The following is a 15296-nucleotide window of genomic DNA, read 5'->3' on the forward strand; positions in this document are numbered from 1 at the left end:
AGAACCCGTTTTCATCAGCGAAGCCACTCGAAGATCTCGGCGTCGGCGGGCGAGGCGAAGTAGCCGTACTCCTCAACCGCCTTCGTGTACGTCTTCACGATCCGGTCGATGAGCTGCTTCAGACCGGACTCGCGCTGCGGGGTGCCGACGACCCCGCGGAAGTACTTGCTGGTGACGATGTTGACCGCGTTCACCGACCAGAAGCCGGGGAACTCGACGCCACACTGCTCGTAGTTGATCGAGCCGTCGCGCCACTTGGTCATGACGACGTCACGACGCTCCCAGGTCATGTTCGTCGGGGCGCCGTCGGGGCGCGGGGGAACGATTCGGACGGTAGGGAGCTCCACTGACACGGCGTCACCCACAGGAGGTAGGAACGGGGAGCGGTGGGCGCGGACTCGTCCAGGAGAGGGACGGCGCGTCACCTTCGGGCACGGGCGGCCGGTTTTTAACCCTTGCGGAGTGAACTTTAAGGCGCGTGTGGACGTGGCCCGGGCGGCAGGCGCAGGCCCTGCCGAGCAATGTCAGCGACGTTTCGTGACCGCTAAGTCTCAGCGGAGGTGAGTGGCCGCCAGTAGTCGTAGTCGCCTGCGTCCCGGGTGTCCCCTTCGTGGCCTTCCGCCCGCGCGATGTATGTGTCCTTCCCCCGGCCCGTCCCGGACGTCCCTTACCGGCTGGCCCGACCTGAATCCTGGAGGTATCCCCACACCCGTTCCGGAGGCTGCCGTCATGGGCGCAGCCGACCCGCCCCGGCAGAGTGTGAGGGCATGAAGGCAATACAGAAGACCTCGCGGGCCCGCCTTGCCACCGCCGCTCTCCTCGCTGCCGCCGTTGCGTCCACGGCACTCGCGCCTGGTGCTGCGGCCGCTCCCCACCCGACGTCCGCGGACACCGCGGCCTCCGCGGACGGCCGGCTCACCTCCCGGCAGCTCCAACGCGAAACGGCCCGCGTCCTTGCAGAGGGTGGGTTCGTCGGCATCACAGTGCAGGTGCGCGACGGCGCCCGCACAGTACACGCCCGAGCGGGTGAGTCCGAGCTGCACGCCGGCCGCCCTGTGCCGCGCGAGGCGGAGTTCAGGATCGGCAGCGTCACCAAGACGTTCGTGGCCACCGTGGTGCTGCAACTCGTCGCCGAGGGCCGCCTGTCCCTGGACGACACCGTCGAGCGATGGCTGCCGGGTGTGGTGAGCGGCAACGGCAACGACGGCAGCCTCATCACCGTCAGGAACCTACTGCAGCACACCAGCGGCATCCACAACTACGGTCCCGAAGAGGACACTGGGAACACCGCAGCCGATTTCGAGCGGACAAGATTTGACCACTGGGACCCCGAGCAGCTGGTCGCCGGCGCGGTGCGCCACCGACCGGACTTCCCACCCGCACCGGCCGATGCCCCCAAGCCCGACTGGAACTACTCCAACACCGGCTATGTCCTCGCCGGGATGATCATCGAGAAGGCCACCGGGCGGCCCTGGGCCGAGGAGGTACGTGACCGCATCATCCGGCCGCTCGGCCTGACCGGCACCTACGCCCCCGGCGACGACCCGTACCTGAAGCCGCCGCATGCCCACACCTACCACCTGTTCCCCGGCTCGGTCACCTGGACCGACACCACGGCCAGGAACATCTCCCAAGCGGACGCGGCCGCTGCCCTCGTCGGCACCGAACGCGACGTGGACCGCTTCTTCACCGCCCTGCTCGGCGGGCGCCTGCTGCCTCCCGCCCAGCTCGCGGAGATGCGCAGGACCGTGTCCGTCAGCGAGAACTTCCAAGTGGGGTTCCCCGGCCTGCGGTACGGCCTCGGACTGATGCAGCAGCCGCTGACCTGCGGCGGCGACACCTGGGGCCACGGAGGGGACCTGGAGGGATTCACGGTGCGCACCGGCTTCACCGCAGACGGGCGCCGCTCAGTCGTCGTCGTCGCCAACGGCACCGGCGGCGGCGAGCAGCTGCTCGCCGCCGAGCGGGCCGTCCGCGGGCTTGTGGACCGCGCCCTGTGCCCCAGTGCCGAATGACGCGACCCCAGACACTCGGTGCCCCGCCACGCCGGCCGCAGCCTGCAGGCCCGCCGCCGTCCTGCTGGCACGGTGCCGCCGTCCTGACGGCACGGTGACGGCCATGGAGGGCCGAGGCGAGACGCAGAGCGGGTCGGCGCGGGCACGGCTGGACGGCACCATTGAGCCGCCACCGACGGCACCTGGGCCGAGGCGGGCATGATCGCCTGGCTCTCGGTACTGACCATCGCCGCCTACGTCGTCGGCGGTGTGCTGCACGGCCTGGTCCAGCACCGGCACCGCGCCCAGGAACAGCGGTCGGTCACGGTGACCACCCTCTTTTGAGTTGATCTTGAAATGGGGCTCGTCATTCTCCTCAATGCCTGTCTTCGTCCGGTCGCTCCCGCCAGATCCGCCCGGACTCCTCCGCAGGGCCGGTCCACTTCGTCCTGTACGACGTGGAGGGAAGGAGCGGGCTCGCGAGCTGGCCGCCGCGCTGCACGCTGCCCTGTACGGCGACCTTGGACCGCTGGCCCAGGCGGTGCCCGAAACGTCCTGAGCCTGGCCGTCACCGGCCAGGAGCGGACGGGAGCGGACGGCGGCGTTTTCGGTGTGGTGCGATGACGTTGCGCGTCAGGCTGCAGGGGTGGTGGCGAAGAAGCAGGCAGCCGGTCGACGAGGGGTTGTTGGCAAGGTGTGGCCGACGGCGGGGATGATGTTCGCGCTCCCGCGCACCGGTTGAGCATCTTCCTGTTCACGTGCCGGCTGGCGACACATCGCGGCCTACTTTGGATGTCGGTGGTCGGGGTGTCCGGCGCAAGGGCGAGCGGGACGGGGGTGCCGGGGCGCCACGGCTGGCCGAGGCCGCGGTCGGCGGGGCGGGCACGCGCAGGAGCTTGGCGAGTCGGGACACGTGGGTGAAGCGGCCGGTGTGGTGGGTGCCGGCGACCGCGCCTGAGCGCGCGGCGCGGTGAGCCGGGTTCGGCCCGGCAGCGCGGGCAGGGGGGCGCTCGACGTGGCCTGCGTCGCTCGGGGAGGTTTCTCCGCGAACCGAAACGGCGCTTCGCGGTCACCGGGCCGTCCTGTTTGATCTTGCTCACAAGGTGCGGCGCCCGTGCGGGTTCGCCGGCCCCGCCGTCGCACTCACCCCCTTCGGCAGAGGTGCGCCAACCTTAGGCAATACCCGTTTACCTATAGGGTATAGGTAAACGGGTACTAGCCATAGGCATACCGAGAGTAGGGGATGATTGTGGTTCGGGTAGGACTGAGCCCGGAGCGGCTGACGCTCGCTGGTGCGAAACTCGCCGATGAGGCCGGTTTCGATCAGGTGACCCTGTCCGCGCTCGCCCGGCGTTTCGACGTGAAGCCGGCGAGCCTGTACGCGCACGTGAAGAACTCCCACGACCTCAAGACCCGGATCGCGCTGTTCGCGCTGGAGGAACTCGCCGACCGGGTCGCCGACGCCGTGGCCGGGCGCGCGGGCAAGGACGCCCTGACGGCCTTCGCGAACGCCTACCGGGACTACGCCCGGGCTCACCCCGGCCGGTACGAAGCAGCGCGGTATCGGCTCGATCCGCAGACCGCCGCGGCCAGCGCCGGCGTCCGGCACGCGCAGATGACACGGGCGATCCTGCGCGGCTACGACCTGGCTGAGCCGGACCAGACGCACGCGGTCCGCATGCTGGGCAGCGTCTTCCACGGCTATGCCTCTCTGGAGGCAGCCGGCGGCTTCGACCACACCGACATCGCCGCGCAGCAGTCCTGGGCCTGGACCTTGGACTGCCTCGACACCGCATTGCGGAGCCGGTCGACCCCCTGACCGGCCGCGTCACCCGCGACGGCTTCCCATTGCGACCCGAGCCCTCGTATAAAAAAGGTTTGAGGTAATGAGCACCGAACAGAATCTGATCACCACCCCTATCACCGCCGACTTCCTGCGCGGACACCTTGACGTGGAAGAGACTGCCCACGGCCTGCTGCCGCACCGGCTGCCTGCCTGGGCGCGCCGCCAGATCCCCGACGACCGGCTGGCCGTGGCCGAGGCCCAGCCCTCCGGCGTCCGGCTGGCCTTCCGTACCAGCGCCACCACCATCAACCTGGACACCCTGCCCACCAAGCGCGTCTATGTGGGCTTCCCGCCCCCGCCGGACGGCGTCTACGACCTCTTGGTCGATGGCCGCCTCACCACCCAGGCCACCGTGGACGGCGGGAACCTGCGCACCATCACCGACCTGCAGACCCAGACCGCGGAATTCACCCCGGGCCCCGCCGGCACCGCCCACTTCACCGACCTCCCCGCCGACGAGAAGGACATCGAGATCTGGCTCCCGCACGCGGAGATCACCGAGGTCATCGCCCTGCGCACCGACGCCCCCGTCGAGCCGGCCCCGGACAAGGGGCACCGGGTGTGGCTGCACCACGGCAGCTCCATCAGCCACGGATCCAACGCCGTCTCCCCCAGCACCATCTGGCCCGCCCTGGCCGCCTCCGCGGGCGATGTGGAGCTGATCAACCTCGGATTCGGCGGCAGCGCACTGGTCGACCCGTTCATCGCCCGCGCGATGCGCGACACCCCCTCAGACCTGATCAGCCTCAAGCTCGGCATCAACGTCGTCAACAGCGACGCCATGCGCCTGCGCGCCTTCGCCCCCGCCATCCACGGCTTCCTCGACACCATCCGCGAGGGCCACCCCACGACCCCCCTGCTCCTGGTCTCTCCAGTCCTGTGTCCGACCCACGAGAACACCCCCGGGCCTCTCATGCCGGACCTCTCCAGTGGAACCCTAAAGTTCAAGGCCACCGGTGATCCGGCCGAGACCGCCGCCGGACGGCTGACGCTCACGATCATCCGCGACGTCCTGGCCGACATCGTCAAGCAGCGGTCCGCCGAGGACCCCAACCTCCACTACCTCGACGGACTCGACCTCTACGGCGAGATCGACCACGACGAGTTCCCCCTGCCGGACGCGCTCCACCCCAGCCCCGAAGGACACCGCCGCATCGGCGAGAACTTCGCCAAGCTCGTCTTCGCAAACAACGGGCCCTTCGCCATCACGACTGGCTGACCTGGAGCCCCGGGGCCGGCGGGGAGAGCGTGATGGCTGGCTCCCCCGTACCGCACCACCCCGTAGGCGGACAGGACTCGGCCACACATTCCAGGGGCTACCCCTCCTCGTCACCGTTCTCGGGCGCGTCCGGATCACGGTAGGAGCGCAGGACCCTGGCCGGGGCCGCTGGCCCTGATGTTGAACACATAGCGGCCGAGGAAGTTGATGTGCCGGTCCTTGAGTGGGGAGAGACGGGCCGCGTCCTCGTCCTCGATGTCGTGGCCCTCGGCGCGGAGCCGGGCCACGGCGGCGTCCAGGAAGCGGGTGTTCCACAGCTCGTTGGAGGGGCAGTCCTGCACGACCGCCCCTGACACGCCATCAGCCCACTACACTCCCGACGATGCCCCTGACCAGGCCAGATGGCGAAGCGCTGTTGGAGTACTACTCCAACAGCGCTCGCTCATGCCATGTCACGGCTCACCCGGCGCTCACCCGGCGGGCGGTAGCCGCCCCGGCGCATCCAGCCCCATCCCACCCCAGCCGTTGGGCAAATCGATTGCAGCAAGGCGCTGTTCGCCCCCGGGGCGATCCGCTACACAAGCAACACGCCGGGCCGGGACTCGACTGGCAGCAGAGGCGGAGTCCGCGGTGACCCAGGAGTTCGGCATCGGCGAGGCGAGGGACCGACAGGTACTTTGGTCGCAGATTCACCACAGGGTGGTACTGCAGCTGGCTGCAGAATGGGCCGGATCGCGTACTAGGTTCGGCAGGGGGTTTCGAACAACACCGGACGCTTCCCGGGGGTGCACGACCAATGCACCGCCCGCGACCTTGAGGTCGTCCTGCACGGGGAGCGGGTTCTCCTACGAGTGCCAGATTATGGGGACGGTGATGCCGAACGTGGCGATGTGAATGCCCGTTGCCCTCGAGGAAGCGGTCCCGCAGAATGTGCAGATCAAGATGGTGCCACAGGGTTCCGTCAGATGAACGGGGGGCGCATGAGCGTCATTGTTTGCTTAGTGGTTGTGGTCGCAGCTGTGATCGGCGCGTGCTTGCTTGCACTGTGGCGCAGGGGCGGCACGGGAGAGCGGGGGGCAGTGGAACGTGGTACTGCCAGCCAGGATTCCGCACGAGGGCTGGGCACGGTGAGCAATCCGGGTCAGAACTTCGGGTCCTTTGGGTGAGCCGCAGCACCAGAGCTGTCTGGTATGGGGCGGGTTCTATTCCCTAAGGGCCACCCAGAAGGCGGTTCGGGCCCCTGCTGCTGGAGATCTACAGGCCGAACTCGAGGTGCCCGATGTCCGTGAACCGGGCTCGCCTGCCCCTCGGGTCCGCCCAAGCGGCCAGCTGCGATTCGGCCGTATTGCGTCCTTTCGTTTCATTTATTGCGCTGTATGGGTACCTTCTCCTCATGGGTACACGACGACTGGTTCCTCTCGCCCTTACCGCGCTCCTGCTGGGTGTTACCGCTCCAGCGGCTGCTGCTGCGCCCGCGGTTGCGGCGGTGCCTGCGCCGGATCCCTGCGGGTATTTCACCAGAGGCCACCTTGCCTTCTACAACCACTGCACCAATGACGGTTCTAGAATCCAGATCAAGATCGACCGGATCAATGTGTGGGACACCAAGCACTGTGTTGACCCCGGTACAACTCAGCTCGGTACCACTTCGCAGATCCGCAATGCTTGGTACACCGGCAAGCTCTGCCGTCCCCGGTCGCGCTGACGAAGTCGTCGTGGTGGCACGGCCCGTCACCGCAGCGTACGCAGAACGCACTAAGGCCGCCCCCACCAAGTCGAACTTCCATCAGGGTTCGTGCTTGACACCATTGGGCTGTTCCACCCGGAGGGCCACGAGATTCGCGTTTCGCTGTCTTTTGGCCTGCACCATCTGTCTCCGTATCGCCCGTTGGCTCAACGGCCGGCGGATCAGGCAGATCTCGGTCGCCCACCCGCACGTTCACGGCCCTCGACCGGCTACACAACTCGGCGGGACATCATCCTGGGTATCAGGGCTTGCCCACGCTTCGCAGCGGCGACGGCTCTCGGCACATGGCCGTACGCGCCGGACGGCGGTGGGGCGCACCGGCTTCTACAGTCAGCGGCATGTGGTGTGAGAGTGGGTGGTGGCCGGGCGCCGGCCTCGTAACAGTGGCCCTGGGCGTGGTTGTGACCTTCCAGGAGATGTTGCAGAAGTGGCGGCAGCAGAGCGGCACCTGCGGGAGCTCTTGAAGGCGGTGGCGTTGCCTTGGCACTGGAGGATTTCCGCGGAGAGGAACGCTCAGGTCCAAGTGCCGTCCGTCAACGTCACTGGCACGGCGTACGACCCGACAATGGACGTTCGCCCCGGCTCGGACAATCAGCAGCTCGAACGGTTGACCGACCAAGTTCGCGCACTTCGGGAAGCGGTCGACCGCGGCCGAGCCGCAGGCCGAGATACCGACCGGCACCTGTATGAGTTGGTCACCCGGCAGATCGCCGCGCAGCGGAAGGAATCTGTCGACGGGTTACGCGAGGAGGCTCTCGGGCTACTCCTGATCTTCATCGGCACGGTCATCGGAACCCTCCCCGGTCTGTTCTGCTGAGACACGAAGCCGTGTCTCCGCGTCCCCATGCGAAATTGCTGGTGCTGCGGTTCGCCGCTCGCTCGTGGGCCGGTGCTCGATCCCGACACCCCTCGGCTTCTGGTTCGTCTTCTGGCCGTCGCTGTTCTGCGCGCCGTTTCCGTTACTGCCCGCAGCGCGATGCGGGCCAGGTCGACGCCTGGTCGCCGCTCCGCCCGACGTGCGGTGCACTTCCCCGCTGGTCAGGCAGGTCACGCGGTGTCCGTCAGGCCGCGAGCGCAGCGGGCTCGCCGAGGTGTTGGGCGGTGGTGCGCCAGGCCAGGTGACGGCGTGGTGCGCGGCGGCGCTCGCTGAAGCGATTTCGAGCGGCAGCTGGCGGGGGCACCGACGGTCGGGCGGGGCTGTGAGGAGCCCGGCCACCTGCTTGGCACGACTGCCGGAGGTGATCCGGCGGGCACCGGCCTGGCCGATCGGAATGATCGGGGCGTCGCCGGAGGCGGTGGCCAGGCGAGCGGGGCCGCTGTGGAAGGCTACTGCGGCGTTTCTGCGGCCATGCGCCCCTCGCCGCAAAATGACCACGTGGCGGCCGGCTGCGAGCGCGGTCGCGGAGCTGCCCAGAGCGTCGGCGACGCGGCTGGCCCGGCGTAGACGGGGACATGGCCGTCGTGTTCCAGGTAGCGCAGGACCGGAATGCGGCGAGTGCGGCCAGCACGATCCCCGGCTCCACAAGGGAGATGCGGTTGGCGCTGAGGATGCCGGGGCTCTCTCTGCCCGGGGCGGCGCGTCAGGTGCTGAGTGCGGTAGTCAGTTCGTCCAGCTCTTCAGCGTTGCCGCGATCTCGCGGATATCTAAAGTGCCGGCGAGGGTCTCCTCGACAAGGTCACCGGCTGCGTCGGTGGAGACCTTGGCGTTTAACCCGCACAGATTCAGGAAGCCGAAGGCGACGCTCAGGGCAAAGATCTCATTCGAGTGCGCGAGGGCGGGGACGCGTAGGAGGCTCTGGAAAAGCGCGCGCTTCGTCGCTCAGCTCGACGTGAAATTCTTTCGCCATGCCGCCACCGTAACGGGCCGCGGCAGGTCCCGTGAAGGAAATGGTGCTCTTCCCCCGACGTCGATGTCGGTTGGCTCCCTAGCTGCGGCCGGTCGACGGATGCTGGGCCGGCTCCCCGGCGCAGATTGGTAGCCGTATGCAGATGGTCGACCTCGACTCCCCCAGTCGGAAAGGTGCGCGTCCGAGTTCCGCCCGATCAACGTCGGCAACCCGCGGACTAGGAGGTCATTTTCAGCTATTTTACGCCGCTTCAATCACCTCACGGGAACCTTGCACCTCTGTAGTGTCGGATCGGCAGGAGCAGGAGTGGGAGCGATCGCCGTTACGGCCATTCTTTGGGATGGGACAGAACTTCCCGGAATGAGACAGGTGCTCGGGCGTCCCATCAGTCGCGCTGCCCACGAGAAACACCGTCATCCCCGTGGTCACTTCTCAACACTGCGACTCGCTGGGATGAAACAGACTTCGCCGGTGAAACGAACGACCTCTGAAGCGACTGAAGTCTCCTAATTATGACGCACACGCACACACAGGTTGGGCTCATATATAGCGACCTTGAGTAACTTCAGTCGCTGTGCCTTCGCCCGCTGCCAGCTGACCTGCTCTGTTACCAGTGAGCCGGAGGAAGCGCCCCACCTACTGGGTCGCTTCGCTTCGGTCGCTGACCTCTCAGTCGCTGCCACTGGGCAGCAAAGGCAGCGACCAAAGCGACTCGCCACTGGTGCCTCCTGGCCCGCAACAGGCGGTACGTCCAACTCTGGGCCGCAGTCGCTTCGGTCGCTGTGAGCTGATGGACGCGAGGGTGCCCCCAGGTGGCAGGGCCTCCAAGCGGCCAGTGCCGTCGCCTGAGCCCCCCAACTTGGCCTGCTCGGCCAACTACGCCGCACAATTCCAGAAGGACTCGGACACGACGTCGGGGTGCCAGCCTCTAGCGTGCACTCGGTGGCACCGCTGGCCATGGGGCCGCCCCCCGGCCCTCCCCTGGCCAGGTTGCACGTCACTGGTCGCAGGACCGGCGGGGTGCTGTCATGGATAGGGAAGACGCGTAGAGGAACCAGCAGGGCCGCGGAGGCCGGCGCGCTGCGCGTCGTCGGCCCGGGCGGTCCCGTCCGTGGCGGCCCGTCGCACAGCGGAGGAGGGCAATGCCATGCTGCACCGCCGCACGGTCGGTGACGTGATGACCGAGGAGGTTGTCACCCTCCGTCCCGGCACACCGTTCCAGAAGGTCGCCGCCCTGCTGGACGCGAACGACATCGCCTCGGCCCCGGTCGTCGACGCCGATGGCGCCCCCGTCGGCGTCGTATCCGCGTCCGATGTGCTGCGGCACGAGACTGGCATGCCCGGTCCGCAGGGGCAGGACGGGAACGACGAGCGCGCCTGGGGTAAGGTCCGGGCCCGGACTGCGGAAGGGCTCATGAGCAGCCCCGTCTTCACCGCTCGCGCCGACTGGGCGATCCCCCGGGCCGCCCGGGAACTCCGCAGGCGGCATGTCAAGCAGCTGCCGGTGGTCGGCGACGATGGGCTCCTCACCGGCATCGTCAGCCGTAGTGACCTGCTCGACGCCTTCATCCGCACCGACGACGAGATCCTCGGCGAGGTCGAGCAGGACGTCCTGGGGCGCATCCTTGGCCTGGACGAAGGCACTGTCGCAGTCGAGGTCGAGGATGGGTCTGTCACCCTGCGGGGTCACGTTCCGGAACCGCGTCTCGTCCCGGTGATCGTGGGCCTCTGCCAGGGCATTGACGGTGTCGTTGCCGTCGACGCCCACCTCACCGCCGCCCGGGCGGGCTAGGTCGGGGCTTACCGCTACGCACCAAGGCCCGGAGGGGTAAGCCTCGCCAACCGAAAGCACCAAAGCTGAAACGCCGACCGCATGGCAGAAGGGCCCGGTCCACTAGGAACCGGGCCCTTCTGTGTAGTAGCGGGGACAGGATTTGAACCTGCGACCTCTGGATTATGAGCCCAGCGAGCTACCGAACTGCTCCACCCCGCGTCGGTAAACACCACCCTACGGCACCGCTGGCCTCGTGTTGGCCCCCTGTCACCGGACGGCGTGGGGACCGGGCGCTGCTCGGCTGTACTCCGGGCCCCCAGCTGGCGCATTTCGCGTGAGGCGGCTGATCCGTAAGTCAGGCTGGCCAAAGTTCTGAGACGGGGAGTACTGACCAGTCCCAGGTCCCGTTTTCGTCCGTGCCGGCGAGGAGCACCAGGTCCTCCTCGCTCATGCGGGCTCGCCCGCGGGCTGGCCAGCCGTGCCAGGTAGGCCCGCAGCGACAAACTCTCAGCGGCCGCTATGGCCGCCAGCCGGTGCTTCGCTTCCTCGGGAATGCGGACATTGGCATCGGACATCATCGTGCTCCTTGGCCCCATGGGTACGGGTACGTACCCGTCCTACTCGCAGCGGGACAGGTTTCAGTCACGACCCTGCAAAGCTGAGGTGGCGGACGGTCGGTCCCGGGGTGGGCGGCGCCGTCCCTCACGGGCTCCCACGGGAGGCTCGACAGGTCAAGGAGACCGAGAAGCTCGGCGAAGAAGATTGCCGGCCCCACGCGGTCGGCGTGACTCAGCCGAGGTACCCGAGGTCTCGGTCGGGCCTGCACATGGGACACGGAATGATGCCTTCGGTGAGTGCCCGCAGCGCCTGCGCCCGGTCAATCGCGTGAACGCGCTTGCCCGCCATGCCGCAGACCCCGACGTGTACGGCCATGGGTGGTCTTCCCTCGCCGATGCCGAGCTGAATCACCCAGTCCGGAGGCGGTGGGGGTGGCCGGCGAGCAGCGAGCTCGGCCTGGCGCTGCTCCTCTACGTGCAGCCAGCGCCTGGTCTGGTCGAGCTGCTGGAGCTGGACGCGTTCTAGGAAGCGGAGCAGCTCCAGCCGCGACGGATTATCGGACACGCGTTCTATTCTATGGGGGTGGTGCTCAAAGGAGCCTTCGACCTCGACGAGCGGGCTGCCACAGGTTCGCTACTGCGCTGCGGCAGGGGCATTGCCCAGGCGGAGCTGTGATCCGCCGCGTCCGCGGCGGATCACAGCTCGTGTGCGCTGATACTCCGGCAGGGGCATCTTCCCGTCACTGTCTCCCGAAGCGGCGTCGTTTAGATGCTCGACTCCACCCAGGCTTCGGCCCGTCAGCCACCTTTGTAGTCGTGTCGCTTGGGCGTCAAATGAGGGTCAGACCCTCGTGATCGACTGGGTGCCATGCGTGATCATGGGTACGGAAGGTGAAGCCCTGTTCATTCTTTGTGGTGTGGGCGAGCAGGGCACGACCCTGGCCTGCGTACTTCTGCATTTCATCCCACAGGACGTCGCGGATCCTCGCCGAAGGGTTGCCGATTGATGTCGTCGACGCAGCGGTCCATCAGGGAGCTTTCGGTGATTCGGTCGCGCAGGGCACGGCGGGTGCGGGCGCCTACGTCTTCGCCGTCTTCGGCGGCGATGTCGAAGGCGAGCGGGATGCCAATCTCCGTCTTGTAGTTGCGCGACGACAGTCCCGCGCACCGGCACCCTCGGTCAAGGGCGCATTCTCATCAGGCCGCGCCGGGCAGGCCCTTCGCACGGAAGCGCGCTCCCGGCGTCGCGTGCCGCGGTCAGCGGCCGGCTCGGGGTAGCGCCGTCGGGACGTGGCCGGGTCGTCGACGCCGATCTCGTACCAGAGCCCGCCACGCTTCAGCTGGGGCAAAGGGTGTTAACCCAGAGACTCCGATGGCTATGCTGGCCGGTTGTCTTCACGGCGTGGTTCACTCCACCTGTCAGCCGGGCAGCGAGCGCCGACTGCCGTAGGCACGGGTCGTGTCCGTCACCCGCGACGCCGTGCGGACCCGGCAGCTCGTCCGTCGGCCAGAGCCTGACGAGCCGGCCTGGTGAGGTTGAAGCGGGCGTGCCGGCGGAAGGATGCCTCCATGTCCAATACCCAGACGTTCACCTCGTGGTTGAAGACGCAGAGCAAGGATCGGACCGCCATTGGCGATCTGGCCCGGGACGTCTCCGCCGATCCGGACTGGCCCTCGGGCAAGGCGCTGAAGGACCAGCGCGACTACCTGGAGAGCCGGGGAGCCATCCCGGCAGCAGTCGAGACACTCGAGCGCGCGTGGGAGCAATACAGGGCCCGCCGCGACAGCGCAGGGAGCGGTGCATGACCGCTCACGCAAACCACCTACGAACCCGGCAGCCGCCGCCCCACATTACTTGATCTTCTTCTTGCCGTGATCCTGTTCGGCCCCGCTACTGAGGTTGTAGGCGTGGTGTCGTCAGTGTGAGTCCGGTCGCGGTGAGACATCCGTCGATGATGTCGCTGCGGTACTGGATCTGGCGCAGGCCGTCTCGGAGTCGGCGGATGAGGTGGTCAAGGTGGGTGAAGGCGGTGTTGACCTGGCTGGTTCGGCGGAGGATGGGCCAGATGCCTTCGACGGGGTTGAGCTCGGGTGCGTAGGGCGGTAGGTGGTAGGCGGTGATCCAGTCGTGTGCGTCGATGAAAACCCGCATGCGACGGTCTTTGTGGACGTTCAAGTGTCCCAGATGAGGACGATCGGTCCGCCGAGCTGCTGGTGGGCGGCGACGAAGAGGTTGCGGTACTCGGTCCAAGCGAAGCTCTTGCGGCCGCCGCTCTTGTGATCGGTATGCCGTCTGGGCCGGTAGATCAGGCGGGAGCGCTCGCCCGCTTTGTAGCAGCACAGAGCCGCGATGGAGAAGCGCCGTTGGGAACGGCCGCGGACCCGACTGACCGGTGTGGTTCCGCGCCGGCTCCAGGAGCGGGAGGTCGGCGGCGTCATCGAGAATCCGGCTTCGTCCTCGAAGACGAGCCAGACCCCGAGCGCCGCCGCGATCGTTCCGCCTGTGGCCACACGTTCTTCACCCATCCGGCCACGGCCTCCTCGTCGCGCTCGATGGCCCGACGTGCTGGAACCTGGTGGCTCCAGCCATGTCGCCGCAGCATCTGGGAGATCCCCGACAGCGTCATGGACTGGTGGAACCGCCGCCCGATCAGGGTCCTGATCCTGGCCAGCGTCCACCGCTGATCAGGCCACCCGTGAGCGACCGGGCCATTGGCCAACTCCTCCTCGAGCACGGCGAACAGCGCATCGCTGAGCTTCGGCCGGGACGCCGGACCACGGGAACGAACCCCGTCCTGGCCCGCCTCCTGCCAGGCCCGGCGCCACCGCTGGACCGACCGGACGCTGACCCGTAACTCCTTCGCGATCTCCGTACTGCCCCGCCCATCAGCGAACATCCCGGCCGCTTCCATCCGGACCCGCTCACGGAACACTGTCCTCTCCGCGGTCAGACCCCCACCCTGCGGATACCTCATACCTCCGGCATACCGCGACGACCACCAACCGTCAGCCCCCACGACAAGACGACTGCAAGGTCAGTAGACGGCGTTCGCAGGCTGCCATTCGAGGCCCGACGACTGCGAAGCTGCCAGCAGGTATGTACATGGGCCTGCGTTCCGCTGCTACTGCACGCCGGGCGTGAGCTCGATGCGTACACCGTCGGCTTCCCGGATGACGTAGACATGATCGGTCTTCGCCTTCCACCCGACCGGTACTGCGTAGTAGCGCCCCTCGCGTGCCGTGATAAGTCGCAAACCCGTGTAGCGGTAGCGAAGGTGGACGCTCTCACCGAGGTCCTCGAAGTGGAGCTCCGGTGATCGGGAGCTAAGACCAAGCCGCTGCGCGCTTAAGACCACCAGGCCGGTGCGCTTGACCACATCGCGTGCCGCGATCTTGGCGTTCGCCTCGCCGAGCTGGCCGGCGGCCAGGGTGACACTCCACAGCAGGAACACTCCGGCGGCGAAGATCGGCACAGCCGTGTCGAGCATGCCCCTCGGGCGATACACGTCAGCGGGCCGCGCTTCACCGAGCAGAAGGCCGATGGCGATGAGAAGCGGGCCGACCCAGCGGTACGACAGCAGCAGTTGCCATTGCCACCACGCAATGAGCATGAACAAGCCTGCGGCCACGACGACCAAGTAGTAACGGGCCAGTGTCGACGTGCCCAGCGACGTGCCGCGCACCAAGCCGCCGGGTAGTGCTTGTCGCGGTCGGCGCCCGCTAATGGCAACCGCGATGAGCAGCACGACGGAACCCACGAGAACCGGGAAGGTCATCAGCTGCAAGCTCTGCAGGACAAACTCAGCGAAGCCGAAGCCGAGCGAGAATGGGGAAAGGTGGAAATAGCTGTAAAACGCGCTCGTATAGATCACGCCCACGTAGAACATCAATGCGGCGATGAACGACGCCTGGGCAACCACAATGTTGACCAGCGCCGTCGGTGACGCCAGGTCCGGGCCCGCTCGCTTGGCCCACCGTACCGGGCGAGGCTCTGTTTCGCTCACGTACCGTCCGGCGAGGGCTTTTGCGGCTGGCGGTTCCCAGGAGGCGGCGGGCATTCAGGAGCATCGGGGCAAGCGGGAGCAGGGGAGGTGGGCTCATCCGGTGGCGGAACGATCTGGGGATGCGTCTTTTTCGAAGGTCCGGTGCCCTTCGGAACAGGCGCAGGCGGAGGGACCGACTCACCACCATAGGAACGAGAACCACCGGACGGCGAAGCGGTCGGGCTCGTCGATGGAGTAGTGGGGCTCGGATCTGACGCAGTGGGGCTCGGAGTCGGGGCCGTGCTGCTCATCGCGGTTGCCATTAGCGG

At 67.5% G+C, this 15296-nt stretch carries 10 protein-coding genes, 1 tRNA gene and 5 pseudogenes; 8 read left to right on the plus strand and 8 right to left on the minus strand.

Going from position 1 to position 15296, the window contains the following annotated elements:
* Positions 1-26 precede the first annotated feature (26 nt).
* Positions 27-290: pseudogene (locus E2E34_RS10000) on the minus strand (hypothetical protein); the annotation flags it as partial.
* A gap of 477 nt (positions 291-767) precedes the next feature.
* On the opposite strand from E2E34_RS10000, the gene E2E34_RS10005 reads away from it, so the two are divergent.
* The 4 genes from E2E34_RS10005 to E2E34_RS10020 all read left to right on the plus strand — a co-directional run bounded on the left by E2E34_RS10005 (position 768) and on the right by E2E34_RS10020 (position 5059).
* On the plus strand, positions 768-2015 hold the full coding sequence (locus E2E34_RS10005; protein ID WP_138901546.1) for a serine hydrolase domain-containing protein: 1248 nt from the start codon (positions 768-770) through the stop codon (positions 2013-2015).
* Between the two features lie 198 nt (positions 2016-2213).
* On the plus strand, positions 2214-2339 hold the full coding sequence (locus tag E2E34_RS36970; RefSeq protein ID WP_279637879.1) for a hypothetical protein: 126 nt from the start codon (positions 2214-2216) through the stop codon (positions 2337-2339).
* A 904-nt stretch (positions 2340-3243) separates the two neighbouring features.
* Positions 3244-3813 (plus strand): TetR/AcrR family transcriptional regulator, encoded by a 570-nt coding sequence (locus tag E2E34_RS10015; RefSeq protein WP_138901557.1) that lies wholly within the window; start codon positions 3244-3246, stop codon positions 3811-3813.
* A 67-nt stretch (positions 3814-3880) separates the two neighbouring features.
* Positions 3881-5059, plus strand: coding sequence for a GDSL-type esterase/lipase family protein (locus E2E34_RS10020; protein WP_138901547.1), 1179 nt, complete (start codon positions 3881-3883; stop codon positions 5057-5059).
* Positions 5060-5156: 97 nt separating this feature from the next.
* On the opposite strand, the pseudogene E2E34_RS10025 reads toward E2E34_RS10020, so the two are convergent.
* Positions 5157-5376, minus strand: a pseudogene (locus tag E2E34_RS10025) (Tn3 family transposase); the annotation flags it as partial.
* Between the two features lie 1076 nt (positions 5377-6452).
* Here E2E34_RS10025 and E2E34_RS10035 point away from each other — a divergent pair.
* From E2E34_RS10035 to E2E34_RS10045, 3 genes are all read left to right on the plus strand, one after another.
* Complete coding sequence (locus E2E34_RS10035) at positions 6453-6764, plus strand: DUF6355 family natural product biosynthesis protein (RefSeq protein ID WP_138901549.1); 312 nt, start codon at positions 6453-6455, stop codon at positions 6762-6764.
* Positions 6765-7233: 469 nt separating this feature from the next.
* A complete protein-coding gene (locus E2E34_RS10040) occupies positions 7234-7623 on the plus strand; it encodes a hypothetical protein (RefSeq protein ID WP_138901550.1) in 390 nt (129 codons plus the stop codon).
* Between the two features lie 2177 nt (positions 7624-9800).
* Entirely contained in the window at positions 9801-10445 is a 645-nt protein-coding gene (locus tag E2E34_RS10045) for a CBS domain-containing protein (RefSeq protein ID WP_138901551.1), read from the plus strand.
* 127 nt (positions 10446-10572) lie between these two features.
* Here the strand turns inward: E2E34_RS10045 and E2E34_RS10050 are convergent.
* From E2E34_RS10050 to E2E34_RS36355, 4 genes and pseudogenes are all read right to left on the minus strand, one after another.
* Positions 10573-10646: transfer RNA gene (locus tag E2E34_RS10050), tRNA-Met, on the minus strand.
* Between the two features lie 570 nt (positions 10647-11216).
* Positions 11217-11549, minus strand: coding sequence for a DUF6233 domain-containing protein (locus E2E34_RS10055; protein WP_138901552.1), 333 nt, complete (start codon positions 11547-11549; stop codon positions 11217-11219).
* Between the two features lie 175 nt (positions 11550-11724).
* A pseudogene (locus E2E34_RS36350) lies at positions 11725-11988 on the minus strand (type I-E CRISPR-associated endoribonuclease Cas2); the annotation flags it as partial.
* Positions 11984-12127 (minus strand): annotated as a pseudogene (locus tag E2E34_RS36355) (type I-E CRISPR-associated endonuclease Cas1e); the annotation flags it as partial. The pseudogenes E2E34_RS36350 and E2E34_RS36355, both read right to left, overlap by 5 nt.
* 426 nt (positions 12128-12553) lie before the next feature.
* On the opposite strand from E2E34_RS36355, the gene E2E34_RS10070 reads away from it, so the two are divergent.
* Positions 12554-12790 carry a YozE family protein gene (locus tag E2E34_RS10070; protein WP_138901554.1) on the plus strand — a complete coding sequence of 79 codons (237 nt, stop codon included), beginning with the start codon at positions 12554-12556 and terminating at the stop codon, positions 12788-12790.
* An 85-nt stretch (positions 12791-12875) separates the two neighbouring features.
* On the opposite strand, the pseudogene E2E34_RS37435 reads toward E2E34_RS10070, so the two are convergent.
* Both E2E34_RS37435 and E2E34_RS10085 read right to left on the minus strand, forming a co-directional pair.
* Positions 12876-13959: pseudogene (locus E2E34_RS37435) on the minus strand (IS630 family transposase).
* Between the two features lie 147 nt (positions 13960-14106).
* The gene (locus E2E34_RS10085; protein WP_138901556.1) at positions 14107-14988 is read right to left on the minus strand and encodes a hypothetical protein; all 882 of its coding nucleotides are present in this window, start codon (positions 14986-14988) and stop codon (positions 14107-14109) included.
* Positions 14989-15296: the final 308 nt, after the last annotated feature.

The sequence above is a fragment of the Streptomyces albidochromogenes genome (assembly GCF_005981925.1).
Taxonomy (GTDB): domain Bacteria; phylum Actinomycetota; class Actinomycetes; order Streptomycetales; family Streptomycetaceae; genus Streptomyces; species Streptomyces albidochromogenes.

Excerpts from the sequence above, each read along its gene's own strand:
- E2E34_RS10005 (WP_138901546.1), top strand. The coding sequence starts at position 768 with ATGAAGGCAATACAGAAGACCTCGCGGGCCCGCCTTGCCACCGCCGCT.
- E2E34_RS36970 (WP_279637879.1), top strand. The coding sequence starts at position 2,214 with ATGATCGCCTGGCTCTCGGTACTGACCATCGCCGCCTACGTCGTCGGC.
- E2E34_RS10020 (WP_138901547.1), top strand. The coding sequence starts at position 3,881 with ATGAGCACCGAACAGAATCTGATCACCACCCCTATCACCGCCGACTTC.
- E2E34_RS10035 (WP_138901549.1), top strand. The coding sequence starts at position 6,453 with ATGGGTACACGACGACTGGTTCCTCTCGCCCTTACCGCGCTCCTGCTG.
- E2E34_RS10045 (WP_138901551.1), top strand. The coding sequence starts at position 9,801 with ATGCTGCACCGCCGCACGGTCGGTGACGTGATGACCGAGGAGGTTGTC.
- E2E34_RS10070 (WP_138901554.1), top strand. The coding sequence starts at position 12,554 with ATGTCCAATACCCAGACGTTCACCTCGTGGTTGAAGACGCAGAGCAAG.